At 66.4% G+C, this 25,969-nt stretch carries 25 protein-coding genes; 10 read left to right on the top strand and 15 right to left on the bottom strand.

Translation table 11 applies throughout. The features are described 5' to 3' along the window. Positions 1 to 8: 8 nt before the first annotated feature. The gene (locus IWX81_RS13800; protein ID WP_199281918.1) at positions 9 to 1,004 is read left to right on the top strand and encodes an electron transfer flavoprotein subunit alpha/FixB family protein; all 996 of its coding nucleotides are present in this window, start codon (positions 9 to 11) and stop codon (positions 1,002 to 1,004) included. A 72-nt stretch (positions 1,005 to 1,076) separates the two neighbouring features. Further along, entirely contained in the window at positions 1,077 to 1,973 is an 897-nt protein-coding gene (locus IWX81_RS13795) for an SDR family oxidoreductase (RefSeq protein ID WP_199281917.1), read from the top strand. Between the two features lie 79 nt (positions 1,974 to 2,052). Here the strand turns inward: IWX81_RS13795 and IWX81_RS13790 are convergent, their stop codons facing one another. Genes IWX81_RS13790 through IWX81_RS13780 form a run of 3 tightly spaced genes read right to left on the bottom strand, consistent with a single transcriptional unit; the run spans position 2,053 to position 5,757 of the window. Then, complete coding sequence (locus IWX81_RS13790) at positions 2,053 to 3,237, bottom strand: ROK family transcriptional regulator (RefSeq protein ID WP_199282004.1); 1,185 nt, start codon at positions 3,235 to 3,237, stop codon at positions 2,053 to 2,055. 31 nt (positions 3,238 to 3,268) lie between these two features. Continuing rightward, positions 3,269 to 4,285 (bottom strand): ABC transporter permease, encoded by a 1,017-nt coding sequence (locus IWX81_RS13785; protein ID WP_199281916.1) that lies wholly within the window; start codon positions 4,283 to 4,285, stop codon positions 3,269 to 3,271. After that, on the bottom strand, positions 4,282 to 5,757 hold the full coding sequence (locus tag IWX81_RS13780) for a sugar ABC transporter ATP-binding protein (protein WP_199282003.1): 1,476 nt from the start codon (positions 5,755 to 5,757) through the stop codon (positions 4,282 to 4,284). The genes IWX81_RS13785 and IWX81_RS13780 overlap by 4 nt, the downstream gene beginning before the upstream one ends. 277 nt (positions 5,758 to 6,034) lie before the next feature. Here IWX81_RS13780 and IWX81_RS13775 point away from each other — a divergent pair, with 277 nt between their 5' ends. The 3 genes from IWX81_RS13775 (at position 6,035) to IWX81_RS13765 (ending at position 9,338) form a co-directional block, all read left to right on the top strand. After that, on the top strand, positions 6,035 to 7,078 hold the full coding sequence (locus IWX81_RS13775) for a substrate-binding domain-containing protein (RefSeq protein WP_199281915.1): 1,044 nt from the start codon (positions 6,035 to 6,037) through the stop codon (positions 7,076 to 7,078). Between the two features lie 74 nt (positions 7,079 to 7,152). After that, entirely contained in the window at positions 7,153 to 8,325 is a 1,173-nt protein-coding gene (locus IWX81_RS13770; RefSeq protein WP_334594277.1) for a Gfo/Idh/MocA family protein, read from the top strand. Between the two features lie 2 nt (positions 8,326 to 8,327). Then, positions 8,328 to 9,338: a sugar phosphate isomerase/epimerase family protein gene (locus tag IWX81_RS13765; RefSeq protein ID WP_199281914.1), complete on the top strand. Its 1,011-nt coding sequence runs from the start codon at positions 8,328 to 8,330 to the stop codon at positions 9,336 to 9,338. A 26-nt stretch (positions 9,339 to 9,364) separates the two neighbouring features. Here IWX81_RS13765 and IWX81_RS13760 read toward each other — a convergent pair whose 3' ends face one another. From IWX81_RS13760 to IWX81_RS13710, 11 genes are all read right to left on the bottom strand, one after another. Beyond that, the gene (locus tag IWX81_RS13760; protein WP_199281913.1) at positions 9,365 to 10,540 is read right to left on the bottom strand and encodes an alcohol dehydrogenase catalytic domain-containing protein; all 1,176 of its coding nucleotides are present in this window, start codon (positions 10,538 to 10,540) and stop codon (positions 9,365 to 9,367) included. 61 nt (positions 10,541 to 10,601) lie between these two features. Beyond that, complete coding sequence (locus IWX81_RS13755) at positions 10,602 to 11,219, bottom strand: DedA family protein (RefSeq protein ID WP_334594273.1); 618 nt, start codon at positions 11,217 to 11,219, stop codon at positions 10,602 to 10,604. A gap of 73 nt (positions 11,220 to 11,292) precedes the next feature. Continuing rightward, entirely contained in the window at positions 11,293 to 11,640 is a 348-nt protein-coding gene (locus IWX81_RS13750; protein WP_199281912.1) for a LysR family transcriptional regulator, read from the bottom strand. A gap of 5 nt (positions 11,641 to 11,645) precedes the next feature. Next, on the bottom strand, positions 11,646 to 11,990 hold the full coding sequence (locus IWX81_RS13745; RefSeq protein WP_199281911.1) for a DUF202 domain-containing protein: 345 nt from the start codon (positions 11,988 to 11,990) through the stop codon (positions 11,646 to 11,648). Between the two features lie 10 nt (positions 11,991 to 12,000). Then, a complete protein-coding gene (locus IWX81_RS13740; protein ID WP_199281910.1) occupies positions 12,001 to 12,381 on the bottom strand; it encodes a YidH family protein in 381 nt (126 codons plus the stop codon). 11 nt (positions 12,382 to 12,392) lie between these two features. Beyond that, positions 12,393 to 13,397: a sugar phosphate isomerase/epimerase family protein gene (locus IWX81_RS13735; protein ID WP_199281909.1), complete on the bottom strand. Its 1,005-nt coding sequence runs from the start codon at positions 13,395 to 13,397 to the stop codon at positions 12,393 to 12,395. A 1-nt stretch (position 13,398) separates the two neighbouring features. Next, positions 13,399 to 14,592, bottom strand: coding sequence for a Gfo/Idh/MocA family protein (locus tag IWX81_RS13730; RefSeq protein ID WP_334594269.1), 1,194 nt, complete (start codon positions 14,590 to 14,592; stop codon positions 13,399 to 13,401). 232 nt (positions 14,593 to 14,824) lie between these two features. Next, a complete protein-coding gene (locus IWX81_RS13725; protein WP_199281908.1) occupies positions 14,825 to 15,643 on the bottom strand; it encodes an SDR family oxidoreductase in 819 nt (272 codons plus the stop codon). Positions 15,644 to 15,792: 149 nt separating this feature from the next. After that, complete coding sequence (locus IWX81_RS13720) at positions 15,793 to 16,659, bottom strand: SDR family oxidoreductase (RefSeq protein ID WP_199281907.1); 867 nt, start codon at positions 16,657 to 16,659, stop codon at positions 15,793 to 15,795. Then, positions 16,656 to 17,099 (bottom strand): MarR family winged helix-turn-helix transcriptional regulator, encoded by a 444-nt coding sequence (locus IWX81_RS13715; protein ID WP_199281906.1) that lies wholly within the window; start codon positions 17,097 to 17,099, stop codon positions 16,656 to 16,658. Before IWX81_RS13715 ends, IWX81_RS13720 begins: the two co-directional genes overlap by 4 nt. After that, complete coding sequence (locus IWX81_RS13710; RefSeq protein WP_199281905.1) at positions 17,099 to 17,731, bottom strand: NAD(P)-dependent oxidoreductase; 633 nt, start codon at positions 17,729 to 17,731, stop codon at positions 17,099 to 17,101. The genes IWX81_RS13715 and IWX81_RS13710 overlap by 1 nt, the downstream gene beginning before the upstream one ends. A gap of 192 nt (positions 17,732 to 17,923) precedes the next feature. Here IWX81_RS13710 and IWX81_RS13705 point away from each other — a divergent pair, with 192 nt between their 5' ends. Genes IWX81_RS13705 through IWX81_RS13690 form a run of 5 tightly spaced genes read left to right on the top strand, consistent with a single transcriptional unit; the run spans position 17,924 to position 25,137 of the window. Continuing rightward, the gene (locus IWX81_RS13705; protein ID WP_199281904.1) at positions 17,924 to 20,884 is read left to right on the top strand and encodes an FtsX-like permease family protein; all 2,961 of its coding nucleotides are present in this window, start codon (positions 17,924 to 17,926) and stop codon (positions 20,882 to 20,884) included. Beyond that, the gene (locus IWX81_RS13700) at positions 20,881 to 23,520 is read left to right on the top strand and encodes an ABC transporter permease (RefSeq protein ID WP_199281903.1); all 2,640 of its coding nucleotides are present in this window, start codon (positions 20,881 to 20,883) and stop codon (positions 23,518 to 23,520) included. The genes IWX81_RS13705 and IWX81_RS13700 overlap by 4 nt, the downstream gene beginning before the upstream one ends. Further along, complete coding sequence (locus tag IWX81_RS13695; protein ID WP_199281902.1) at positions 23,517 to 24,440, top strand: ABC transporter ATP-binding protein; 924 nt, start codon at positions 23,517 to 23,519, stop codon at positions 24,438 to 24,440. Before IWX81_RS13700 ends, IWX81_RS13695 begins: the two co-directional genes overlap by 4 nt. After that, a complete protein-coding gene (locus tag IWX81_RS15015; RefSeq protein ID WP_334594264.1) occupies positions 24,437 to 24,682 on the top strand; it encodes a hypothetical protein in 246 nt (81 codons plus the stop codon). Before IWX81_RS13695 ends, IWX81_RS15015 begins: the two co-directional genes overlap by 4 nt. Continuing rightward, positions 24,646 to 25,137: an ABC transporter ATP-binding protein gene (locus IWX81_RS13690; protein WP_334594262.1), complete on the top strand. Its 492-nt coding sequence runs from the start codon at positions 24,646 to 24,648 to the stop codon at positions 25,135 to 25,137. The genes IWX81_RS15015 and IWX81_RS13690 overlap by 37 nt, the downstream gene beginning before the upstream one ends. Positions 25,138 to 25,151: 14 nt before the next feature. On the opposite strand, the gene IWX81_RS13685 is transcribed toward IWX81_RS13690, so the two are convergent. Continuing rightward, a partial coding sequence (locus IWX81_RS13685; protein WP_334594260.1) for a hypothetical protein occupies positions 25,152 to 25,969 on the bottom strand: 818 nt, incomplete at its 5' end.

Here is a 25,969-nt window from a genome sequence, read left to right as displayed (position 1 = left end):
AGCGCGCCATGTCACAGGTTCTGATTCTCGCCCAGCTCCAGGATGGCGAACCCGCCGACACCACCGGCGAGCTGCTCGCAGCGGCCGCCCTCATCGGCGAACCCGCTGCGGTGATCGTGATTGACAGCGCCGATGCTGCGGTCGATGGATCGCGGATTGCCGCGGCACTCGGCACGCTCGGCGCCCACACCGTCTTCATTGCCACCGCGGCGAACTCCTCGAGCACGCTCATCACCCCCCAGGTCGCGGCACTGCAGGCGGCGCTGGCCGCGGCGAGCGCGGCCGGATCCGGCGTCGATGCCGTCATCCTCAGCACAGACAACGACAGCCGGGAAGTCGCCGCGCGGCTCGCCGTGCGGGTCGGCGGGGCCCTCCAGTGGGACGTCGTCGGCATCGACGCGACTGGCGACTCGGTCCTCGTCACGCAGCAGGCCTTCGGCGGCGCATTCACCGTGCGCTCAGTGGCCGCCCGCGGAATCCCCATCATCTCCCTTCGGCCGAACTCGGTCGCCGGATCCGCGCCAGCGGCTCCGGGCAGCATCACCGCGATCGATATCTCCGGTGACACAGCGCCCTCCGCCACGATCACCGCAACGCATGAGAAGTCGGAGGCGACTGAGCGTCCCAGCCTCCAGACAGCCGACATCGTCGTCTCGGGCGGCCGCGGCCTCGGTTCCGGCGAACAGTTCCGGCTCGTCGAGAGGCTCGCCGACTCGCTCGGGGCCGCCGTCGGGGCCAGTCGGGCCGCCGTCGATGCCGGATTTGTCGACCACAACCTGCAGGTGGGCCAGACCGGGATCACGGTGTCACCGAACCTCTACATCGCGGTGGGCATCTCCGGCGCCATCCAGCATCGCGCGGGGATGCAGGGGTCGAAGACGATCGTCGCCATCAATAAAGACGCGGACTCCCCCATTTTCGACATCGCGGATTTCGGTGTCGTCGGCGACCTGTTCACGGTGGTGCCGCAGCTGATCGACGCCATCGCAGCCCGCAAGAACTGAGGCAGGCGTAAACCATCTCGCTGGGGAGTCAACCCCTAGAGAGCGCTGCGGCACCCGACGTACGGTCGAAAGATGACCGACCAGTACACGTTCGATAACCCCGTCACCCGCTACCAGCAGCCCTCCCCTCCCGCCGAGCTCCAGGAAGAGCCGCCCGGAGTGGAGGCGCGCATCACCCCCACGCCCGACCTCGGTGCAGACACCTACCGCGGCTCCGGTCGTCTCACGGGCCGCAAGGCGCTCATCACCGGTGGGGACTCCGGAATCGGTGGAGCCGTTGCCATCGCCTTCGCTCGCGAGGGCGCAGACGTCGCCATCTCGTACCTGCCCATCGAGGAGGAAGACGCGAAGAACATCGTCTCGCTCATCGAGGCAGAGGGCCGCACCGCGGTCGCCATCCCCGGCGATGTCATGGATGCCACGTACTGCCGCGACCTCGTCGCGAAAGCCGTCGACGGACTCGGCGGTCTCGACATCCTCGTCAACAACGCCGGCAAGCAGCTAGCCGTGGAGTCGCTGGAGGACATCTCGGACGAGCAGTTCGACCAGACCTACAAGACGAACGTCTACGCGATGTTCCACATCACGAAGGCCGCCCTGCCGCACCTGAAGCCCGGCTCGACGATCATCAACTGCTCATCGATCCAGGCCTACGCACCGTCACCCAACCTGGTGGACTACGCCTCGACGAAGGCCGCGATCAACAACTTCTCGAAGGGCCTCTCGCAGCAGCTTGCTCCGAAGGGCATCCGCGTGAACGTCGTCGCGCCCGGGCCGATCTGGACACCCTTACAGGCCACCGGCGGCCAGCCCGCCGAAGCGCTTCCGACACTGGGTGAGGACACCCCGCTCGGCCGGGTCGGGCAGGCTGCCGAACTTGCGCCGGCCTTCGTGTTCCTCGCGTCCCCCGAGTCGAGCTACGTGATCGGCGAGACCCTGCACGTCAACGGCGGCATCCCCACCCCGTAACGCGCATCCCGCAACGAACTGACGGCCCCGCCTTCTGGCAGGGCCGTCGGCATAACACTCTCGGTGGGCGGTCGAGACTTTACCGACCCAGCAGCAGGACATCATCGACCTGCTCGGGCGAGAAGACGAACTGAATAGCGAGCATGCTCGCCCCGAGGATGGCGGCATCGGCTCCAGCGCGCGACTGCGTGATCTGCAGATGTCCGGTAGCGAGCGGCATCGAGCGGCTGTAGACCATTTCTCGAACGCCGGCAATGAGGTGCTCCCCCGCCTGGGCCATCGACCCTCCGATGACAATGACTGCGGGATTGATGAGGCTCACGCAAGCGGTCAGCACCTCCCCCACATCCCGGCCCGCCTGGCGGACGGCCTGTATGGCATCGAGATTCCCGAGTCGCACGAGATCGATAACGTCCTGGCTCGTGCTTGCCGTAATCGATCGTGAGGATAGCGCGCTGGCAATCGCCGGGCCCGAGGCCAGGGCCTCAAGACATCCGCGGTTGCCGCACCTGCACAGCACATCGCTGCCTCGGGACACGAAGATATGGCCGATGTCGCCGGCCGTGCCCTGGTCGCCGCGCTGCAAAGACCCACTCGAAATAACGCCCGACCCGATTCCCGTTGCGACCTTCACGAACATCAGGTGGTCTACGTCCGGCCAGGCCAGTTCACGCTCACCCAGGGCCATGATGTTCACATCATTGTCGACAAGCACCTCCACACCGAAGGAAGCCCGCAGGCGCCCCGCGACGTCATACCTGTTCCACCCCGGCATGATCGGAGGGTTGATGGGGCGGCCCGTGCTGTGCTCGACAGGGCCGGGCAGGCCCACCCCGATCGCGACAAGGTCGGCCAGTTGGTAGCCCGCAGTTTCGAGCAGCGCAATGCCAGAGCGCTCGACCCACGAAAGTACTTCCTCAGGCCCGGCGGCAACTTCGATCGCGACGGAGTCGCCAACCAACGGCCGACCTCGCAGGTCGCTGATCGCAATCTTGACGTGCGAGGCACCCACGTCGACTGCTAACACCACGCGGCCGGTGGTGTTGAAAACAAACTGCGTAGAGGGACGCCCGCCCGTAGAGGCGGCATCTCCAACCGGGCGCAAGAGCCCCCCGCGCATCAAGACCTCTACGCGTTGGGCAACGGTTGACCGTGAGAATCCAGTGAGCGTGGCGAGTTCGCTGCGCGTGCGCGGCGCACCGTCTCTCAGGATTTGGAACAGCTCCTTGGAGGCGGAACCTCGCAGGGTATCGTCAGCGTTGATCGTGGCCACGGCTCAATCCAACCATGCGGGATTACCGCTTCTTACGTGCGGCGAACCGCTGCTGCAGGAGAACTGCGAGGACGATGATAACGCCTTTCGCTACGGCCTGTACAGAGGTGTTGAGGTTGTTCTGAGTGAACACGTTTGTGAGCGTGGCGAAGATGAGCACGCCGAACACCGTGCCGACTATGGTCCCACGTCCACCGATGAGGAGAGTCCCGCCAACGACGACCGCTGCAATCGCATCGAGCTCGTACAACGCGCCGTGCGTCGAGGTCCCCGCCGTCGTACGGCCGAGAATCATCACCGCTGCGATGCCCGAAGTGAGGCCAGCGAGAGCGTAGAGATAAACGGTGTGCTTGCGAACTTTGAGACCGGCCAGGCGAGCGGCCTCCCGGTTTCCGCCGATCGCGACAGTTCGGCGGCCGAACGTGGTGCGGTTGAGCAGTACCCACCCCAGCACGGCGACGATGACGAAGATCCAGATGAGCACGGGGACGCCTAGGAGATTCGAGCGGAAGAACTCAATAAAGTCCTGGGAGCGCACGATCTGGGTGGTGCGGTTCGAGAGGATCTCAGCGAGACCCCTGGCGGCGACGAGCATGGCGAGGGTCGCCATGAACGCGACGACATTGCCGTATGAGACGACTATTCCGTTGATCACCCCGGCTGCGACCCCCACGGCGATCGCGACGAACACCATGACGAGCCAGCTGGACTGTTCGGCCAGGTTCTGCACCACCGATAGGGTGGCGACCACCGAGCCGAGGCCCATGACTGACCCCACCGAAAGGTCGATGCCTCCGCCGATGATGACGAACGTCATTCCGATGCTCAGAACGCCGATGATCGAGGCGAAGCGGATAATCGTGAGGATATTCTCTAGGTTTGAAAACCGATCGCCTGCGGTGACGGCCCCGATCGCGAAAAGTACGCCGAGCGCGATAATGAGGCCAAGGTTGCGGCCGGCGCCGCTCCCCAGTAGGCGGCGGAGCAACGATGCGTGCTTCTGGACGTCGTGGGTGGCTTCAACAGTCTGCTCGCTCACGCGGCACTTCCTTTCATGACCATGTCGAGCACCGAGTGCTCGGTCAGTTCCGCTGCGGGCGCCGTGGCCAACAGTCGACCCTCGGCGATTACTAGCACCCGGTCTGCGAGGCCGAGTACCTCCTCGATTTCACTCGAGACGACGACAATGGCGGTTCCCTCTGACGAGAGCCGTCGAATGAGCGAGTAGATCTCGGCGCGTGCCCCAACATCGACACCGCGCGTCGGCTCATCGAGCAGCAGCACATCAGTGCCCTGCACGAGCCAGCGTGCGAGCAGGATCTTTTGCTGATTTCCTCCCGAGAGCTCCCCGGCAGGCCGATCGGGATCATCGGGCCGCAAGTGGAGTGCCGCGATCTGGGTGCGCGCAGCGGCGCGTTCTGCGCGCTCATTGAGGAAAGAGAGCCGCGCGAACCGGGCGAAAGACGACAGGGTCACGTTTTGGTAGATCGGTTCGTCGAGAAGGAGTCCCTGGCTTTTGCGTTCTTCGGGAGAGAGCCCCATCCGATGATTGACCGCGTCACGCACCGAGCCGGGCTTGAGCGCGGTTCCGGAAACACGGACAGACCCCGTCGAGGGCTTGGTGGCGCCGTAGATCGCTTCGAGGATCTCGGTGCGCCCGGATCCCACGAGCCCGGCGAGACCAACGACTTCGCCAGCCCGCACCGTGAAGTCGATACCTTCAAAGACACCGCGAACGGCGAGATTCTTAACCTCGAGGACGACCAGGGCTCCGACGGGCACCGGCACAGCCGGCGGAAAAACGTTGTCAAGATTGCGACCGGTCATGAGCCTGATGAGCTCGGCCGTTGGAGTGTCGGCTACGGTAAGCCCTACCGCGGTCGTGCGACCGTCCTTGATAACCGAGATGCGATCACCGATCTGGCGGATCTCCTCGAGGCGGTGCGAGATATAGATCACGGCGATGCCCGCAGACGTCAGTTCATTCACGACCCGAAAGAGGTTCTTGACCTCCTCGGAGTCGAGCACAGCAGAGGGCTCATCCATGATGATGAGTTTTGTGTCACGTGACAGGGCGCGCGCCATGCTCACGATCTGCTTATTCGCTGGAGAGAGGCTGCCGACCTCGCGCGTCGGCGAGAGGTCACCATGGCCGAGGCGGGTGAGGAGCTTTCGGGTCAGCCTGTTGACATGACTCGAACGCGTGAAACCAGCGGTCGAGATCTCGTGGCCGAGAAAGACGTTCTCGGCGATCGACAGGCCGTCGACGACATCGAGCTCCTGGTACATCGTTGCGATGCCGAGGTCGAGGGCGGCAACGGGGTCGTGGATCGTGACTGGCTCACCATTCCACAGAATCTCTCCCGTGTCTGGTCCGTGTACCCCCGCGAGGAGCTTGATCAAGGTGGATTTTCCCGCACCGTTTTGCCCAAGAATGACGTGGACTTCGCCTGCAGCTATCGACAAGTTGACGCCTGTGAGTGCTTGCACTGATCCGAAGCTTTTAGTGATCGCCCGTGCTTCGAGCAGCGGAGCGACTTGGTCATCTTTGATCACTCAAGAAACATAACACACCACAAAATATCTCCGCGCGAGCAATTTGACTGGTGATGCCGGGATAGTTCACTGAAACTCAGGGCTTTACTTATGAAACCTAAAATTGAAAGTTGCCTACAAATTGGCTCTGTCTGCTAACGTCACTCATGTCAATGCGGACTGTGTGGCCCTTCTTGCGGGTACGCGAACTGTCCCGCTGGCACCCGCAATGTCCATTCAAGGAGGAAATCACATGCTCAAAATCCGTATGAGCCGCAAGTTGCTCATCACAGCAGGGGCGTCACTCACCGTCGTCGGCCTGCTCGCTGGCTGCACCTCGGGCACTCCCGACAGCGCACCGACCAACGAGGAAAGCACCGTCGAAGGCAATGAAGCCGCAGGCGATGCGATCACGATCGGCTTTTCCGGACCGGCTGCCGACCATGGCTGGCTGGGCGCCATTAACTCCGCAGCGATTGCGGAAGCCGGGAAGTACCCCGACGTCAATCTCGTCGTCGCGGAAGGCACCAACGATGCCAACCTGCAAATCAGCCAGGTCGAGACCTTTATCAACGACAAAGTCGACGCGATTGTGCTTCTCCCCACTGACGGGGCTGCGCTGACCGAGGTCGCGATCAAGGCGATGGAGGCGGGCATCCCCGTCATCAACGTCGACCGCGAATTCTCCAGCACCTTCGCGGCACGCGTCACGATTCTCGGTGACAACTACGGCATGGGGGTAAGCGCCGGCACTTACATCTGCGAGCAGCTCGGCGACAAGCCCGACGCCGTCATCGCCGAGATCGCCGGTCTCGACTTCCTGCCCCTCACACAGGATCGCAGTGCAGGATTCGAGAAAGCCCTTGATGACTGTGGCTTGTCCGTGACGAACCGCGTCGCCGCTGACTTCACCGTGGCGGGCGGCGAAGCGACGACATCCCAACTTCTGGCGGCGGCGCCAAAGATCGACGCGATCTGGAACCATGATGACGATCAGGGCGTTGGCGTGCTCGCGGCGATCGCTGCGGCGGGACGTAGCGAGTTCTTCCTCGTCGGTGGAGCCGGTTCGGCCAATGCCATGCGTGAGATCCAGTCGGGCTCCAGCGTGCTGAAAGCGACGGTCATCTACCCGTCGACGCAGGCCGCCGACGGGATCCGCCTCGCTCGCCTCGTCGTGCAGGGCAAGGCCTTGAGCGACCTGGTCGAGATTGAGGTGCCGACACGCATCGTGCTCAACGCACCGGTCGTAACCTCAGACAATGTAGAGCAGTACATCGGCTCGGCCTTCGAGTCCTAAACCCGCAGCACGCCGCGGGCGCCCGGGCAGCCGGGCGCCCGCACTATCAGCACTCCCAGGAAGAGAGACCGTGCATGTCGAGATCGATGAACGTGGCCATGATCGGCTACGGATTCATGGGGGCCGCCCATTCACAGGGGTGGAGGGTGGCACCAAAATTCTTCGACCTCGCCGCAACCCCGAACATGGACGTGCTTGTCGGTCGCAACGCTGAGGCCGTCGCATCCGCCGCCGAGCGGTGGGGTTGGGCTGAGACTGCAACCGACTGGCACGACGTCATCAACCGCGATGACATCGACATCATCGACATTGTCACCCCCGGCGATTCCCACGCCCACATTGCCATTGCTGCGCTCGATGCCGGCAAACATGTGCTGTGTGAAAAACCACTGGCCAACACTGTCGCCGAGGCCGAGGCCATGGCCGCCGCCGCCGAGCGCGCAGCTGCCAGGGGCGTGTTCGCCATGCTTGGCCACACATACCGCCGTGTACCAGCCATCACCCTCGCACGGGACCTCGTTGCGCAGGGTGCTGTCGGAGAGATCCAGCAGGTGCGCGCAACCTATCTGCAGGATTGGCTCGCCGACCCTCAGTCGCCGCTCGTATGGCGGCTTCAGAAGCACCTGGCGGGCTCTGGAGCGCTTGGCGATATCGGCGCGCATATCGTCGACGCGACCCAGTTCATTACAGGGATGACTCTCGAGTCGGTCTCGGGGACGATCGAGACCATCACGAAGCGACGGCCAGTGCTCGAGACATCCGTCGGCCTGGGCGGAACTGCCGGCGTCGAGTATGGAGACGTCACAGTCGACGATGTCGCACTCTTCACTGGCAGATTCGATTCCGGAGTGCTGGGTTCGTTCGAGGCCACACGGTTCGCCACTGGACGCAAGAACGCAATGCGTATCGAGGTTTCGGGCACCCGTGGCGCCCTCGCATTCGACCTCGAAGATCTCAATGCGCTCGAGTACTACGACTCATCCGGCCCCGCGACCACCCGGGGATTCACGAAGATCCTGGTCACCGAGCCTGAACATCCGTACATCTCGGCCTGGTGGCCAGCTGGCCACATCCTCGGATACGAGCACGCGTTCTCACACCAGGCCAAGGACTTCATCGATGCGATAGCGGCGGGCGAGCAACCCGCCCCGTCGTTCGCGGACGGCCTCCAACTCCAGCGCGTTCTCGCCGCCGTGGAGCGGAGTGCGAGCGACCACAGCCGCTGGACCTCCACGAAAGGACAATGACCATGAGCACGCATCCCGTGACCCTCTTCACTGGCCAATGGGCCGATCTTCCCTTGGAAGAGGTCGCTGCACTCGCAAGCGGCTGGGGCTACGACGGACTCGAACTCGCCTGCTGGGGTGACCACCTCGACGTGTGGCGCGCAGCCGAAGACGACGCCTATGCGCAATCACGACTCGACATCCTGGAGCGGCACAACCTCAAGCTCTACGCCATCTCGAACCATCTCAAGGGTCAGGCGGTGTGCGACAACCCGATCGACTTCCGTCACCAGGCGATTGTCGGTGCAAAAGTATGGGGCGACGGTGACGCAGAAGGTGTGCGCCAGCGGGCGGCCGATGAGCTGAAGAAAACGGCGATTGCCGCGCGGAAGCTGGGCGTAGACACCGTGGTCGGGTTCACCGGCTCGAGCATCTGGCAGTATGTCGCTATGTTCCCGCCCGTGGGACAGGACGTCATCGACGCCGGTTACCAGGACTTCGCCGACCGGTGGAACCCCATCCTCGATGTATACGACTCGGAGGGGGTGCGGTTCGCGCACGAGGTGCACCCCTCCGAAATCGCCTACGACTACTGGACAACGGTCAAGACGCTCGACGCGATTGAGCACCGCTCAGCGTTCGGCCTCAACTGGGACCCATCGCATATGGTGTGGCAGGGACTCGACCCGGTCGCGTTCATTCTCGACTTTCAGGATCGCATCTACCACGTGGATTGCAAAGACACACGGATGCACATGGGCAACGGTCGTAACGGGATCCTCGGCAGCCACGGTGCATGGGCGGACCCGCGTCGCGGGTGGGATTTTGTATCAACCGGGCGCGGTGACGTCCCGTGGGAAGATGCTATCCGCGCGCTCAACGCGATCGGGTACACCGGCCCCATTTCGGTCGAGTGGGAAGATGCCGGCATGGATCGCCTCACCGGTGCACCGCGGGCCCTCGAGTTCGTGCGATCGCTGCTGTGGGAAGCGCCATCCGGATCGTTCGACGACGCATTCGCCGCGAAGGACTAGCGTCTTCGTTTCCGGCTGCAGTCTCGCTACGGCTTCAGCACGACCTTGATGCAGCCGTCGTCTTTGTTCTTGAACAGTTCGTACATCTCGGGGGCATCCTCGAGAGACACCGAGTGCGTGACGAGATCCATCACTCCCAGGGGATCGTTCGGATCTTCGACGAGCGGCCACAGGTCGGCGATCCAGCGATGCACGTTGCACTGGCCCATCGTCAGTGTCAGGCCCTTGTCGAACATGGTCAGCATGGGGAGCGGATCGGCGACTCCCCCATAGACGCCGCTCAGCGACACGGTTCCGCCGCGCTGCACACCCTCCAGCGCCAGCAGCAGGGCGGCCAGCCTGTCGACTCCCACGACCTTCGCCAGCTTCTTGGATGCCGCGCTCGGCAGCAGCCCGACCGCACTCTGCGCGAACGCCGCCACCGGGCTGCCGTGCGCCTCCATGCCGACCGCGTCGAGCACGGAGTGCGGCCCGCGACCGTCGGTGAGCGCACGCAGCAGGTCGAGCACGTCGTCCGTGAGGCCGAGCGTCTCGACACCGTACCGTTCGGCCATCTCGCGGCGTTCCTCCACGGGGTCGATCGCGATGACGCGATACCCCCGGTGCTTGCCGATGCGCGACGCGAACTGGCCGACAGGCCCGAGGCCGATCACCGCGAGGGTGCCGCCCTCCGGGACATTCGCGTACTGCACGCCCTGCCAGGCCGTCGGCAGGATGTCACTGAGGAACAGGTAGCGCTCGTCGGGCAGCTCGCTGTTGATCTTGATCGCGTTGAAGTCGGCGTGCTGCACCCGCAGGAACTCGGCCTGGCCACCGGGCACTCGCCCGTAGATCTCGGTGTAACCGTAGAGGGTCGCACCAGCCTGCTGGTCGCGGTTCTGGGTGGTCTCACACTGCGACGTGAGACCACGCGTGCACATGTAGCAATAGCCGCAGGCGATGACGAACGGAATGACGACGCGATCGCCAACCTGCAGCTTCTGCACGGCGGTGCCGACCTCGGTGACGATTCCCATGGGCTCGTGGCCCATCACATCGTGACGGTGCATGAACGGGCCGAGCACGTCGAGCAGGTGCAGGTCCGATCCGCAGATGGCGGTGGATGTCACGCTGATGACGACATCGGTGGGTTCGACGATCTCGGCCATCGGCACGTCTTCGACTGTGACTTTTCCGGTGGACTGCCAGGCAAGCGCTCTCATACTTCAGGTCTACGCGCTGCCGGAGAAATAGGGAACGGGTTGACTCCGCGGGCCGAGCGATCTAACCAGCGCTGCTGTCGACGATCTTCCGTCGTGAGAGTCGGCCCATGATGCCATCGATCGCGACGCCGAGGCTGATCGCGACCAGCACCGACACGATCACGGCCACGACCGGATAGGCGGCCAGCCACGCGCCGAACAGCGCCCCGATGAAGCAGTTGTAGAGCGCCCAGGAGGCTCCGGCAACGAGAGTCAGCGGCAGGTAGCTGCGGTACGGGAATCCCGTGGCGCCCGCGGTCAGGTTCACGGCGATCCTCGCGAACGGCACGTATCGGGCCGTCAGAATGAGCGACGCCGGGCGGCGGGTGAGCGCCCGGCGCGCATAGTCGAAGGCTGCGTGGATGCGCGGGCGGCGCATCCAGCGGAATCGATCAGTGCCGACGCTGCGGCCGATCAGGTAGCAGAGGTTGTCGCCGATGACGGCACCGAGCGCGGCAACCGCCAGCAGCAACAGGATGTTGGGCGCCCCCGTCGAGAAGGCGAGCGAGCCGAGCGCGACCACGACTGTCTCGCTCGGGAGCACCACCGCGAAGGCATCGGCGATGACCAACAGCATGACGCCGACGTAGAGCCACGGCCCTTCGGCCGCGAGCTGGATCCACGGTGCGATGCCATCCACACCGCACTGTCTAGCCGTCGAAGGTGAACAGCCAGTGTCTCCGGATCAGCGGTGCCACGTCAGCAGTGCCAGGTCAGCGCGATTGGCGGTTGCGGCCCGGCTTCGGCTGGCCCTTCACCGCGGGAGCGCGGCCCTTGCCCTTCGAAGCCTTGGCCTTGCCGCCGGGTTTCGCCGCAGAGGCTGCCGCAGACTTCGCCGACTTGTCGAGCTGCCGTTCGGCATCCACGAGGAAAGCCTCGCCCGCGGGAGTGAGCTGGGTCGACATCGCGCTCGAGTCGAAGAGCTCGTACCCGAGCTGCGCCTCGAGGGACCTGATCGCGGCGATGAGGCTCGAGCGGGGAACTCCCAGCGATTTCGCGGCGTGCGCGAAGTGCAGGTGCCGCGCTGCGGCGACGAACTGCTTGAGCAGGGAATGATCCATTGCCCTCAGGGTAGGCGATCGAGGCCGACGACGATCACCCAGGCGGCTGCGAGCGCTCCGAAGAAGCCCACCCCCAGGGCTATCAGCCCGATTTGCGTGCCCGCCCCGGGGAGCGTTCGCGACGCCGTGAGTTCGAGGTGCACGCGGCGGTAGCGCAGGGTCGAGACCGCATAGGCGGCGGCGGCGAGCGCCAGGCAGATGATTCCAATAATGCCGGCCAGAAGACCGAGAGTGGGAGCACCGAGCCGGATGGTGATCATCGCGCCGACCGCGAGGGCGAGGCAGGTGCGCCGCCAGGCGAGGAGCGTGCGCTCGGGCTGAAGCCCGGCGTCGAAGGGCGCATCAGTCACTTCGACTCCGTCACCACAGCAGCCCGATCACCACGAGCACGCCGGCCACCACGATCCCGCCGACAATGAGGGCACCGATGCTCAGGCCCGGCAGCGCCGCGCCGATCCTCATCGATCTTTCCGTCTTCGCCCAGCTGATCCAGCCCTGCACGATGGCAACGAGCCCCAGCGCAATGAGCACGAGAGCCGCACCCAGCCGGAACCCGGGCTGGGCAGGAATCGCGAGAGCTTCGAGGGCTATTCCGCCGGCCAGAAGCGCCAGCGAGGTACGCACCCAGGCGAGGAACGTGCGCTCATTGGCGAGGCTGAATCGTGGATCGGGTTCGTCGCCCTCCCGATACACCCAGCGCGGGCGCCGCGCGTCCGCCGGACCCTGTTCACCAGCATCCATCGCCGGGTGCCTCAGGCTCGCGTGGAAAAGGCGGCGTCGAACGAGGCGTGTGGTGGCGTGATCTCGGCGAGCTTGCGCACGAACGCGAGAGCTTCCGGCGCTCCGACGAGCCGATCCATCCCCGCGTCTTCCCACTCGACGCTAGTGGGCCCCGAGTAGCCGATGGAGTTCAGCGCGCGGAACAGCCCCTCCCACGGCACCGAACCGTGGCCGGTGGAGACGAAGGTCCAGCCGCGACGAGGGTTCGACCACGGGAGGTGCGAGCCGAGTACGCCATTGCGGCCGTCCAGGTTGGTCACGGACTCCTTGCAGTGCACGTGGAAGATCCGGTCGGCGAAGTCGAGCACGAACGCGACACTGTCGAGCTGCTGCCAGACGAAATGCGAGGGGTCGAAGTTGAAACCGAAGCCGGGCCGGTGGCCGATCGCCTCCAGGGTGCGCTTCGAGGTCCAGTAGTCGTAGGCGATCTCCGATGGGTGAACTTCGAGCGCGAACCGCACGCCCTCATGCTCGAAGACGTCGAGGATCGGGTTCCAGCGGTCCGCGAAATCCTGATAGCCGGCATCGATCATCGCGTCAGACGCTGGCGGGAACATCGCGACGTATTTCCAGATGCTCGAGCCGGTGAATCCGGTGACCGTGGAGACGCCGAGCTTCGCCGCGAACCTGGCCGTGTTCTTCAGCTCTTCCGCCGCTCGCTGGCGAACGCCCTCGGCGTCGCCATCCCCCCAGACCCGGTCGGTCAGGATGTCACGGTGCCTCAGGTCGATCGGATCGTCGCGCACCGCCTGGCCAGCGAGGTGGTTCGAGATAGCCCAGACCTTCAGGCCATTCTTTGCGAGGATGTCGAGTCGGCTCTGCACATAGGCCGCGTCATCCCAGCGAGAGACATCGATGTGGTCTCCCCAACAGGCGATCTCGAGGCCGTCGTAGCCCCACTCGCCGGCGAGCCGCGCCACCTCCTCGAACGGCAGGTCGGCCCACTGGCCGGTGAACAGGGTGATGGGTCGGGGCATGTCAGTGGCCTTCCGGTGCTCGTGGGTCGATGTGCACCCATCCTGAATTCTGGGCTGAACTCGATTCGACGGCCGCGAGCACGCGCTGCACCCGCAGGCCATCCCGGAACGTGGGCTGCGGGTCCGCACCGGCGACAATCGCGTCGACCAGATCTTTCGCCTGGTGCACGAAGCCGTGCTCATAGCCGAGCATGTGACCGGCCGGCCACCACGCTGCGATGTACGGGTGCGCGGCGTCTGTGACCAGAATCTTCGTGAACCCCTGCCTGCCCTGGGGAGCCGTGTTGTCGTAGTACTGCACGGCGTTGAGGTCTTCGAGATCGAAGGCCAGCGCACCCTTGTCTCCGGAGATCTCGATGGTCAGCGCGTTCTTGCGGCCCGTCGCGAACCGGGTCGCCTCAAATGATGCGAGCGCACCATTCGATAGCCGCCCGGTGAACAGCGCGACATCATCGACGGTCACCTCGCCGAATCCCGCACCGGATCCTTCCGTGGCTTCCCCGGTGAGACCGGTGCCGGATGCCATCAGCGGCCGCTGCGTCACGATCGTGTCCACGATCCCCGACACCGCTGCGACCTCGAGACCGGTCACGAACTGCGTCATGTCGATGATGTGGGCGCCGATGTCACCGAGCGCTCCGGATCCCGCGTGCTCCTTCTGCAGTCGCCAGGCGAGGGGCATCGTGGCATCCACGAGCCAGTCCTGCAGATAGGCCGCCCGCACCTGCCGGACAGTTCCCACGGCACCATCGGCGATGAGGTCTCGGAGGAGGGTCACGGCGGGAGTGCGCCGATAGGTGAAGCCCACCATCGCGCGCACTCCGCGGGCGGCGGCGCGGTCGGCCGCATCCGCCATCGCTTCTGCTTCCTCGACGGTATTGGCCAGCGGCTTCTCGCAGAGCACGTGCTTGCCCGCCTCGAGGGCGGCAATCGCGATCTCGGCATGGGAATCACCGGGGGTGACGATGTCGACGATGTCGATGTCGTCGCGCGCGATGACCTCTCGCCAGTCTGTCGCGGACTCGGCCCAGCCCCACTTCGCTGCTGACGCCGCAACCGCCGATGCGGTGCGGCCGACCACGACGGCCATCTCGACGGAATCCGGCAGATCGAACACCGCCGGCGCCTGGCGCCAGCCGACGGAATGGGCCGCGCCCATGAACCCGTGGCCGATCATGGCCACCCTCAGCGTCATGCGCACACCGCCGCAAGGCTCTCGGCCACGTCACACAGTTCAGGGGGGACGAATCGCATCAGAACCTCCGGTCGATGGGCCACGGCGCCTCGCTGTGCAGGTCGAGTGAGTCTCTTCCGAACCCGCCTCGACTCTATCGCTCGACCTGACAGGCCTCTCGGCAGTCGGTACCGGAACACCGCGGGATCGATCATCTCTGCGGGCATGAGCAGCACGGCCGGCTGAACCTCGCCTAAGGGTCGATGCGCTCCTCGGCCACGCTGTTTCCGCCGTCGACCACGATGGTTTGGCCGGTCACATAACTTGCGCCAGGAGAAGCAAGCCAGGCAACGACGGATGCCACCTCATCCGGTGTGCCGCTACGACCGACCGGAACCAGTGCCCCCTCGATCGCTTCGCTCGGAAGCTGGGAGCCGGTTGCGATCCAACCCGGCGCGACCGCGTTGGCAGTGATGCCATTACGGGACTCGTCAACCGCCAGGGCGCGGGTGAGGCCGGTAAGACCCGCTTTCGAGGCCGCGTAAGCGACATCCCCGCGGCTGGCCATGATCGGGCCCGTCAGGCTCGTCACCGTCACGATACGACCCCAGCCAGCTGCGCGCATGAAACCGATCACGGCGCGGGTCGCGTAGAACGCTGTCGAGAGATTGATTGCGATGCCACGGTCCCATTGGGCCGCGCTCGAGGTCACGTCACCGCCTGGCATCCCGGGATCGCCAACCGCGATCATCCCGGCATTGTTCACCAGGATCGTAGGCTTGTCGCCGCTGGCGTCGAGGACGTCGCTGAGGGCTGTCGCACCGAGTTCGGTGTCGAGGGTGCACACTATTGCGGATGCGGCGATACCTTGTGCGGCCAATTCGGCCACCCGGTCGTATACCCGATCTGTCGTCCCTGTAAGGATGACGCGCGCACCGAGCTGGCCGAGCATCCGCGCCGAAGCGAAGCCGATGCCGGTGGGGCTCCCGGCTCCGGTCACGAGAGCGGTGCGCCCGGAAAAGGTGAATGCTGCGGAGACCGTCTGAGGGTCGCGCTGATGAGCGGATTCCATGCGGCAACGCTAGCGGAGCCAGCCACTCAAAGGCCTCGGGGACAGCTGCCGATCCGGCAGGGACGTGCCGATGCCCGCATGACCGACAAGCTTCGGAGGTGTAGCCCGATTGCCCAGGTTCTCCCACCGGGACAGCGGGAATTTCGACTCTATCGCGCGACCTGCCACGCCTCTCGGTAGTCGCCAATGAACGTCTCGAGCGACGTGGCGGGCGCACCAGTGAGTCGCCGGATGGTGCGATTGGGCAGCGCCGAGAGATTGCTGCGTACGACGCGATGGATCATTTTCTGCACGGAAAGATACTCCTCGTCCGCACCATGGAGCGCGAGGTCGTCGAGGTATTCGCTCTCGCTCGGCCGGGAGTACCGGATGGGGCGACCGAGAACCCGCGACATCGCGCGCGCGACATGCTCGTAGCCGAGTGAGCGCTCGCCCGAGAGCGTGTAGGCGCGGCCCACGTGGCCGTCGGAGGTGAAGACTGTGGCGGCAACGCGACCGATATCGCGGGCATCCACGAAGGCGGTGCGAGATCGACCCGCGGGAACGAAAATCTCGTTCGAGCTCCGGATGCGGTCCGCATAGTTTGTCGCCAGGTTCTGCATGAAGAAGTTGGGGCGCAGGAAGGTGAATGGTGCCCCGGCCCGGCGGAGGTACACCTCGACGGCGTGGTGCGGGGTGGCGCGATTGAACTGAACCCCCTGGAGGGAGAGGAACACGATCTGCCGGATACGCAGGCGCAATGCGGCATCGATCAGCGGGAACAGGTATCGCTGCACATCGGCGATGGGCGGCGGGCGCATGAGGAACAGCCGGTCGGCGCCGTCCAGTGCCGCCTCGAGGGCTGCCGGGGTGGAGTCGAAGTCGAACCTCCGAGCCTGCGTACCCTGCGGCAATCTCGCAACATCCGTTCCCCGCACGCCACCCAGCACCGGCACTCCGAGTTCCAGCAGGTGTTGCGCTACGGATGCGCCCACTGTGCCCGTCGCACCCGTCACGAAGACCGCCGGCGCGGTCACGAGCGCACCGTAACAAGGCTCAGTAGCGCGCTCAACGACTCCAGGTCGGCCGTGGTGAGTCGCTCGAAGTGCGGCATCGACTGCTCGACTGCCTGTGCTTCGAACATCGTCAACTCCTTCTCGGCAGAGCCGGTCAGGGTCAAGGTGATCGATCGTGAATCGGTCAGCGTCGGGGCCGCCACCACGAGCCCGGCTCTACGGAGTTTCGCGAGCAGCTGGGTCACTGCGCCGGCCGTGATCCGCATCGACGATGCCAACGCGCCGGGGGTCACGTTGTCGCGGTGCGCGATGAGAAACAGCGCCTCGAGGTGGGAGCGGCTCAGCTCCTGACCTGCGAGAGGCGTGACCCGCGGTCCCAACAGCATCCGGTTCGCTTCGATCAGTTCCTCCAGCACCCGCCCGACAGCGAGCTCACGTGTCGCCGTCTCATGCTCCGACATCAGGCCGACACGAAGGGCAGCGCGTGCACGAAGGTCCTGTCGTCTACCTGGGTGAGGATGAAGTCGGCCAGATCATCTCGACTGATCTGGGTACCGGTGCCGACTCCCACCCAGCCGACCCGGTAGCGTCCGAGACCCGGCGCTTCGGTGAGCCGAGGGCCGCGCACGACAGTCCAGTCGAGGTCGGTGTCGCGCAGCACCTGGAGATGACCTGCTGCGTCAGCCAGTACCTTCCCCGAAAGAAGGCGCAGGAGCAGCCTGATCACCCGGTCTGCCACCTTTGGGCGATCATGCGGATCAGGCAGCCCACCTCCCGAGAGAGTAATGATGCGCCGGATGCCCAGCCGATGCATCCCTTCCGTAATCGCCCGCGTCCCGTCGGCCTGCAGTGTCTGCGGTGAACCCTTGACCTGACCGAACACACTGATCACCGCATCGGCGCCCGCGAGTGTCTCTTCGACTGCGACTGAGTCCAGGATGTCGCCCCGGACCACGGTGACACGATCTCCGGGCGGCGCGGCGGCATCCGGATTCCGCGCCAGCATCCGCACCGTCAGCCCCGCCGCGACCGCCCGCTCGAGCACTCGCCGTCCCGTTCGACCGGTTGCTCCGAATATCGCTATCGTCGTCATGATTTTAGTTTAGTTGCTAAAACAAATCTGTGAGCGGTGATCGCGATCTTTTGAGGCGAAACTCAGGATAGGCTCGCGGGTTGAGAGCGCTCTCAACCAGCGCAGAACTCGAATCCGCACGGCACTTCTCTCGTACTCTCCATTCAATTCCGAGATAGTCTCAATGCATTCCGCTCGATGATGAACAGGAGGATGCGAGTGCTCCTGCTCAGAAGAATGCGGCAGCGCACGATGGTCTTCCTCGCCCTCTTCCTCGTCGTGGCCGTGAGCAGCGGGGTCGCCACCGGCATTCTGGGATTTCTCCGCGCCGCCGAGGTCGACGGCGTGCACTCGTTGCTGGAATCCCGGACCGGCGCCGACCGTGCCCTCGAACTCTCGCTCACCACCGAGGCCGACGCAGACGCGCAGGATGCACGGGTCGACGCGCTTCTGGGAACCGTGTTCCGCGATGGCGACAGGGTGCTTCCGGTGTCGGTATTCCGCAGCACGGTGTCGGCCAACCCCGTACCACTGTCGATCGTCGTCAGGGCCTTCGCGGCGAGCATCCCTGAACTCGAATCGAACGCCGACCTCATTGACGGCACCTGGCCCGCGGGCGCCGGTCACGCCTCGGTGCAGGCCGATGCTGCGGCTGCCCTCGGCCTGGTGCCGGGCGACTCGCTCGAGGTCGGGAACATGACCGCGACGATCACCGGAACGTGGCGGCTGTCGGATCCGTTCGACCCGCGCTGGGTGAGTGATCCACTCCTGACAACCGGCCTGGAGGGTGCTGTCCTCGGCCCGATCGTGCTCTCTCCCGATGCGCTGGTTGCCACCGGCGCCACCACCCGAACGAGATCGGCGATCGTGCCGGAGGTCTCGGCGCTGCGGGCCGGCGACCTGCAGATCTTCCTCACGGGGTGGGATGGGATCACCGACTCCCTGCGTTCCGATGGTGGTTTCAGGGTCGACAGTCTCGATCTGGGAGGCCGGTTCGACACCGCCGCCGAGAGCGCGCAGGAATCCGTCGACGCCCTTCGCGCCGTCGTGCCGGTGACCCTGCTCGTGGTTGCCGCGATCGCGATTCTCACTCTCCTGCAGCTCGGACGACTGCTCGCCTCCCTGCGCGCGGACGAGTGGCTGCTGTTGTGGTCTCGTGGGGACACCGTGCCCGGATTGCTGAGGGTGACAATAATCGAGGCCCTGGCTGTGGCGTCCCTGGCTGCCGCCGCTGGAACGGGGCTGGGGTTGCTGGCTCTGGGAGAGGATCCGCTCCTGCTCAGGTCGCTCGTGTGGATCGTTCCCGCGACGACCGTGCTGGTCGCCACCCTCGCCTTCGGCGCGACCACGTTCGTCGCGCTGCGATCCGTAGCCCGCCACGAGGCCGCGGAGGATGGCGGGCGGGCGGCGCGCGTGTCGGGCATCGCGGGGCCGATCCTGCTGGCGCTCGCCGCCGGCATCTCCACCTGGCAATTGCTTCTCTATGGATCCCCTCTCACCCCGACCCGTGACGGCGGCACCCAGGTCGACCCCCTGGCCGTGCTCGCTCCCGCCCTGGTCTTACTCACCCTCGTCACCCTCGCCCTCGCGACAGTGCCCATGCTCACCCGACCGCTCGACAGGCTGGCCGATCGTTCGACCCGCCTCGCCCTCGTGCCGCGCACCCTGGCGCGGCGCTCGCGCCTGCTCGCCGCTCCCCTCGTGCTGTGTGCGCTCGCCTCGGGGCAGGTGACCCTCGCCGCCGGCTACGCCCAGACCTGGAACGCCACCTACACGACGGCGAGCGAACTCCGCGCTGGGTCCGAACTCACGGTGACCGGTGCCCGCGCACGACTGACCGAATCCACTCTCGACACCATTGCCGGAGTCGACGGCGTGACGGTGGCGGCACCCGTCTACTCGGAACAGGTGCTCGTCGGCGCGACCACCGCGAGCATGATCGCCGTCACGCCCGCGGCTCTCGCGTTCCTGGCGATTCCCGTGACCGGAATCCTGGATCCCGCTGCACTCGCAGACCGGATCACCGCTCCGTTCGACGGCCCCGTGCTGCCCGACGGCACCAGCACCATCGGGCTGACGGTCGACTCCACCGCCGCAACGCCTGACGACCTGACGGTCGTGGTCGCCGATGAGTTCGGCGTGCAGCACTCGCTGCCTGTCACCGAGAGCTACAGCGCTGTGCTACCCGCAGGTCGAGGCGAGTGGCGGATCGACGCCATCATCGTGGCGCTGAAGGATGGAGGTGCCGCCTCCCTCACGATCACGGGCATCACCGCCGATGGGGCGGCCATCGACCTCGGGGCAGGGTGGTCCGCCGCCGGCTTCGACCCGCGGCCCGTCTTCGTAGCCCCGGTCTCGTCGGGTCCGGGATTCACCGACGCCGCGGCAGTGTCGACCGTGCATCTCACTCCGCCCCTCGGGTTTCTCGGCGGAGACACCCGGCCCCCGGTGGTCGTGTCCACCGCGCTGGCAGCGGAGGCGGGAATCCGGGTCGGAGATATCGTGCCGATCTACCTCGACTCCCGGCTGGATTCCGTCAGCTGCCTCGTCACGGCGATCGTGCCCGCCATCCCCGGCGCGCGCCTGGAGTCGGCCTTCCTCATCGATGGCGCGATTGTGCAGGCGGCGCGGCTCGGCATCTATAGCGAACTCTCGCCACCGCGGGTGGCATGGCTGGGAGCCGACGATCCGGCAGTGGCTGCCGACACCGTGCGCGCGGCTATCACTCCCGGAGTCACGGTGAGTGCACTCAGCACCGACGACAACCGCGCGATTCTCGGTTCGGCAGCCACAGCGCTGTGGATCGGTGCCGCCGGTGGAGGCATCCTTTCCGTCGTCGCCGTCATCGCGGTCGTCGGCGCGCAGGTGCGTTCGCGTCGCGGTGAGGTCGACGTACTCCGGGCGCTCGGGGTATCAGACCGGGAGCTCGCGGCCACCCGCCGGGCTGAACTCGGGGCCGCGCTCGCGGTCGGCCTCATCGTCGGGGTGCTTTCGGGTCTCGTGGTGACGCTGCTCACGATCCCCGCCCTGGCGCGGGCAGCGGTACCCGAGTCGTACGCGGCGATCGCGACGACGGTCGGGATACACCCGCTCGGGCTCGGGATCGGACTCGGGGCGTTCGCCCTGTCGTTCGGGATCATCGGAGTCGAGTACGGCCGGCGGGTGACCCGGTGAGCCGCCGGTCCGCCGTGAGCGACGCGGGGCTCGTCGGCCGTCACCTGCGGTCGCGGGCATCCACCTCCGTCGCCCTAGCCGTGCTCGTCGGGATCGCTGTCGCACTCGCTGCGCTGTTGCCCCGAGGGCTGGTACTGCTCTCGGATGCTGAGCTGCAGCACGCACTCACCTCGCTCGCTCCGGGATTCACCGACCTCTCGGGAGTGGGCGAGTTCGGTGCTCTCGACACCACGGGTGCGTCGACTACCGAGCAGCTCTTCGGGCCGGCAGACGCGGTGCTGACAGCGGTGCCGAGCGGGCTGCCGTCGCCCCTCGCCGACTCCCTCGGGCCCGTGTCGTGGGTTGCCATGCTGCCGCCGGACTTCGTGAGCCTCCCGACTCCGCGTGTGAGGGTGCAGCCGATTCTCGGCCTCGCCGTCGACCTCCACTGGCAGGATCGCGTGACGTTCATCGCCGGGGCCGCACCGCGCCCGTGGGCTGGCGATCCCGCTGTGCCGCTCGACATCGTCCTCTCCCAGGATTATGCCGAGCAGGCTGGCTTCGAGGTCGGCGATCTCATCGAGTTCACGGATGCTCCCCTGCTGGTGAGCGGCATCTACTCCGCCGACGACCCGGATGGTGCGTATTGGACCCACGCTCGCGAGCTCCGCTCCGCCATCGTCACGCGCCCGCCCGGCTCGCCGACACAGGTACGCGGGGCGGCCTTCATCGACCCGCTGTCTGCGGCGGGGCTGCCGGTGCTGCTGGAGCGCTCGGAGTTGCGCGCCTGGTACCCGCTCGAGGCCGACACCATGACCTTTGCCGAGATCCCGCCGCTCAATGAGCAGCTCCGCGGCCTGGGCACGCTCGGCCTGTACCTGCCGAGTGGCGAATACCTCGTCTTCGAGACCGAGCTCCCCCGGGCCCTGGATGGGGTGACGACGACGGTCTCGACGGTGACGGCCGTGCTCGCGCTCGTCGGCTCAGCACCGCTCGGCGCCCTGCTCGCCGTGATGGCGCTCGGCACCCGCACCGTCCTCGACCGTCGACGCGCGACCCTGGATCTCGCGGCGTCGCGCGGTGCGAGCGAGCGGCAATTGCGCACCACGATGCTGGGCGAGGGGCTCCTGATCGGGATTCCTTCCGCCGTCGCCGCACTCGTCGCGGTGACGCTGCTGCTTCCCGTGCCCGTCGGGCCCGTCACCGTCGCGCTGCCGATCCTTCTCGCTCTCCTCGTGCCTGCCCTGTTCGTCGGCGGCAGCCTGCGCAGCGCCGGAAGCCGCAACGACCTGGGTGCGCGCGGTGCACGCCGACGCTGGATCCTCGAACTCGCGGTCGTCGCCCTGGCAGCGCTGGCCGTGTTCCTCCTGGTGCGTCGCGGGCTCGTGGCCACCGAGGGCGGAAGCGTCGACCCGCTGCTGGCCGCCACCCCGCTGTTGCTCTCGCTCGTCGTCTGCGTTGTCGTGCTCAGGCTGTACCCGCTGCCGCTGCTCGCGCTGCAGCGAGCCGCCCGCGCCGGCACGAGCCCGGTCGGGCTGGTGGGCGCGACGGCGTCGATCCGGGCCGGTTCCGCGGCGTTCGGCACGGTGCTCGCCATGGTCGTCGGAGTCTCGACTGCGGCATTCTCGCTCGTGCTCGCAGCCACGCTGTCGGCCGGCCTCGGCACGGCCGCGATGAGCGAGACCGGTGCAGATATCAGGGTGGATGCCGTCGCCCTCGACAACGCCGACGCCATCGAGGCCATCGCCGGGGTACACGCGGTTGCGGGGCTCTCCACCGTCGGGGGCGTGCCGATCGCGTTCGGCCAGGACACCCCGCGGGTGACAGTCGTGTTCGCCGACACCGCGGCGCTTCACGAGGTGCGGCCCGATATTCCCGCGCTGGCGGAGGGGAGCATCCTCGTTTCACCCGATCTCGCCGACCGCGCGGGGACCGCGACACGGTTGAACGGGCATCCGGTCACCGTCGCGGGAAGCCTGCCCGGCCGTGCCCTGCCCGATCTCGCGCGGTCGTGGGTGCTCGTGGATGACGCCGAAGCCGTGGCGATCTTCGGCTCCGAGCGCGCGTTCGAGTCGCTCCTCATCGCTACCGAACCCGGCACCGACGTCGCAGCGACAGCCGAAACGATCGGCGACCTGGTCACCGAAGCCCAGCTCACCAGCAATCGGGACAGGGTCGAGGTCACCGATATCGCCACACTGCGTCAGGATGCCGCGGCCCGCCCCAGCATCGCCGGACTCACCATCGCCCTGGTCGCCGCCGCGGGCATCTCGCTGCTCCTGTGTGTCATCTCCGTGGCGCTCGGCGCCCTCGGATCGGCAGGCAGTCGTGCCCGCACGCTCGGGGTGCTGCGCCTGCTGGGCATGTCGCCGACCCAGTTGCGGGGTGTTCTGGCGTGGGAGCTGGCCCCCGTGACGGTCACGGCGCTCGTGTCTGGCATCGGATTCGGCGTCGCACTCGCGGTCGCTATCGTCGCCCTTGTCGACCTCCGGGCGATTGTCGGCGGCTCCGCGGTCATCCCGGTGAGCATCCCCTGGATGCTGCTCACGGGTGCCGCCGTATTCTTTGCCGCTGTCGTTGCGGCAACCGGGGCTTTATCGTCAGCAGCAGCACGTCGACTCACCGCCGCGGCGGCGGTCAGGATGGGAGCGGAATGACCAACTCCGGCAGCACGAACGCACCGCACATCGAGTGCATCGATCTCGTGCGCATCTTCTCGGCCGAAGGGGTCGAGGTGCAGGCCCTGCAGGGTCTCACCCTGCGCGTCGAACAGGGGGAGCTGACCGCGATCGTCGGCGCTTCGGGATCGGGCAAATCCACTCTGCTCTCCATCCTCTCCGGGCTCGACGTGCCGACGGCGGGCACCGCCAGGGTGGCCGGCCACGACCTGCTCGCGATGCGCAGTAGAGAGCGCACGGCGTTCCGTCGACACACCGTGGGCTTCGTGTGGCAGCAGACCGCGCGCAACCTCGTGCCGTATTTCACGGTCGCAGAGAACCTCGCGACCGCCCTCGCCGTGGCGAAGCGACCGGTTCGCGAACGTCGGCAGCGCATCGCGGACGTGCTGGAACCACTCGGCATCGCCGAGCTGGCAGACCGCCTTCCCGGCGAACTCTCCGGCGGGCAGCAGCAGCGTGCGGCGATCGCCGTGGCGCTCGTGAACGAGCCGGAGGTGCTGTTTGCCGACGAACCGACGGGCGAGCTTGACTCTCTCAACTCCGAGCTGGTGCTGGAGGCCATGCGCGATGTGAACGAACGGCTGGGCGTCACGGTGCTGATCGTGACCCATGACGCCGGGGTCTCCTCCCACGTGCGGCGAACAGTACAGATCCGCGACGGCCGCACCTCGACCGAGGTGCTGCGTTCGACCCGGACCAATGAGCTCGGGCGATCTGTGCAGCACGCCGAGGAGTTCGCGGTGCTCGACCGCGTGGGCAGACTCCAGCTCCCCCAGGACTACCTCACGAAGCTCGGCCTCAAGGATCGCGTTCGGCTCGACCTGGAAGAAGACCGCGTCGAGGTGCGACCCACCCGTCCGGAACCAAACACTGAGACAGAGATGAAGGAGCAGCCATGACCGAGGTAGTGCTGAAAGCCGAGAACCTGGGTCGCGTCTACGGCTCGGGCGAGACGGCGACCCACGCGCTGACCGATGCGAGCCTCGAGATCGGCGAGGGCGAGCTCGTCGTCGTGCGAGGGCCGTCCGGCTCCGGAAAGACGACCTGCTCAACCTTCTCGGTGGGCTCGACAACCCCACCACGGGCCGTGTGCACCTTTCGGGAGTGGATGTCACTGACGCGAGCCCGTCGGACTGGGTGAAGCTGCGCCGCTCGACTGTCGGATACGTGTTCCAGGCTTTCGCGCTCATCCCGCATCTCTCCGCGGCGGAGAACGTGGAACTACCCCTGCGCCTGCGAGGCACGCCCGTGCCCCAGCGCACGGCCCGCGTCGCCGAGCTGCTCGAGCTCGTGGGACTCGGCGGCCATCCGAACCAACGGCCGTCCGAGCTCTCCGGCGGCCAACAACAGCGGGTGGGCATCGCCCGAGCGCTCGTGAACCGACCGCGGCTGCTCATCGCCGACGAGCCGACCGGCCAGCTCGACAGCCTCACCGCCGCGACCATGATGGGCCTGATCTCCGAACTCGTGCACCAGGAGGGGGTCGCCGCGATCATCTCCACGCACGATCCGAAACTGACGGCCGTGGCCGACCGCGTGATCGATATCCAGGATGGGATCATCGGGGCCGGCCCGCGCGGGCGGCATTCCGCGTAACCCTCCACGCGCGGCTACCGCGCCCACACCTCGCGGGCCACCCGCACATCCGCGTTTACGGAAGCGGATTGCTCGATCGCCAGCCCGAGCGCGTGATCCTGGCAGGCCTCGGCGAGGGGGTACGGCCCCGGTCCGCCGGAACGTGCCCAGTCGCCCATCTTTTCCAAGAAGGATGCCACGGCGATGTCGTCTTCGGAAAGCCGGGTGCCGATCCACGGGTTCCGGTAGACGAGCCTCCCCTCGAACGACGCCGAGACGACCTCGTTGCCCTCCAGGTTCAGGTCGATTCCGGAGCGACGGAACGAGATGGGGGAGACGATGACACCCTCGTCCGTGACGCGGGTGACCGTGTCATCCACGATCTCGCCGAGCGAGCCGCGGATCACGATGCGTCTCGCCAGCAGCGGGTTCCACCACTGGTTGTCGACGAAGTTGTAGAGCCCCATCCGCCCCTTCCCGAAGTCGAGGGTGGCGATCGTCGTGGTGCGTGGCACCGGCGTCGGGTCGGCGACCCATCCCTCAGATGTGAGCGGGTCGGCGAGCGGAGCAGTGAACGTGCGCGCGGAGACGACGGTCTCGCCGAACCCGGCGTCGAGGAACGATCGCATCATGGACGTCGCGTGGTACAGGTGGGTGGACGCGACCTCCACGGCCGTCGGCGTGCCGATCGCACCCGACTGCACGGCGGCGAGCCGCGCAGCGTGGCCCGGCATCAGCATGTACTGCTCGGCGACCTGTGGGCTGCTGCGGGGATTTCGGACAGCGGAATTAGTGGATTCGTCTACGCTGCCAGGGCTGGCTGCTGATAACCATAGTGGACTTCGTTGGGCCG

It is taken from the genome of Salinibacterium sp. CAN_S4 (assembly GCF_015752305.1).
GTDB lineage: Bacteria > Actinomycetota > Actinomycetes > Actinomycetales > Microbacteriaceae > Rhodoglobus.
This window is presented reverse-complemented; position numbering and strand designations above follow the sequence as displayed.

What these genes read in the sequence shown, in the direction of transcription:
- IWX81_RS13770 (WP_334594277.1), top strand. Translation starts at nt 7,153, where the DNA reads ATGTCGAGATCGATGAACGTGGCCATGATCGGCTACGGATTCATGGGG.
- IWX81_RS13725 (WP_199281908.1), bottom strand. Translation starts at nt 15,643, where the DNA reads ATGGAATCCGCTCATCAGCGCGACCCTCAGACGGTCTCCGCAGCATTC.
- IWX81_RS13695 (WP_199281902.1), top strand. Translation starts at nt 23,517, where the DNA reads ATGACCAACTCCGGCAGCACGAACGCACCGCACATCGAGTGCATCGAT.
- IWX81_RS13765 (WP_199281914.1), top strand. Translation starts at nt 8,328, where the DNA reads ATGAGCACGCATCCCGTGACCCTCTTCACTGGCCAATGGGCCGATCTT.
- IWX81_RS13730 (WP_334594269.1), bottom strand. Translation starts at nt 14,592, where the DNA reads ATGACGCTGAGGGTGGCCATGATCGGCCACGGGTTCATGGGCGCGGCC.
- IWX81_RS15015 (WP_334594264.1), top strand. Translation starts at nt 24,437, where the DNA reads ATGACCGAGGTAGTGCTGAAAGCCGAGAACCTGGGTCGCGTCTACGGC.
- IWX81_RS13715 (WP_199281906.1), bottom strand. Translation starts at nt 17,099, where the DNA reads ATGTCGGAGCATGAGACGGCGACACGTGAGCTCGCTGTCGGGCGGGTG.
- IWX81_RS13740 (WP_199281910.1), bottom strand. Translation starts at nt 12,381, where the DNA reads ATGGATGCTGGTGAACAGGGTCCGGCGGACGCGCGGCGCCCGCGCTGG.
- IWX81_RS13795 (WP_199281917.1), top strand. Translation starts at nt 1,077, where the DNA reads ATGACCGACCAGTACACGTTCGATAACCCCGTCACCCGCTACCAGCAG.
- IWX81_RS13750 (WP_199281912.1), bottom strand. Translation starts at nt 11,640, where the DNA reads ATGGATCATTCCCTGCTCAAGCAGTTCGTCGCCGCAGCGCGGCACCTG.
- IWX81_RS13735 (WP_199281909.1), bottom strand. Translation starts at nt 13,397, where the DNA reads ATGCCCCGACCCATCACCCTGTTCACCGGCCAGTGGGCCGACCTGCCG.
- IWX81_RS13710 (WP_199281905.1), bottom strand. Translation starts at nt 17,731, where the DNA reads ATGACGACGATAGCGATATTCGGAGCAACCGGTCGAACGGGACGGCGA.
- IWX81_RS13800 (WP_199281918.1), top strand. Translation starts at nt 9, where the DNA reads ATGTCACAGGTTCTGATTCTCGCCCAGCTCCAGGATGGCGAACCCGCC.
- IWX81_RS13775 (WP_199281915.1), top strand. Translation starts at nt 6,035, where the DNA reads ATGCTCAAAATCCGTATGAGCCGCAAGTTGCTCATCACAGCAGGGGCG.
- IWX81_RS13705 (WP_199281904.1), top strand. Translation starts at nt 17,924, where the DNA reads ATGCGAGTGCTCCTGCTCAGAAGAATGCGGCAGCGCACGATGGTCTTC.
- IWX81_RS13760 (WP_199281913.1), bottom strand. Translation starts at nt 10,540, where the DNA reads ATGAGAGCGCTTGCCTGGCAGTCCACCGGAAAAGTCACAGTCGAAGAC.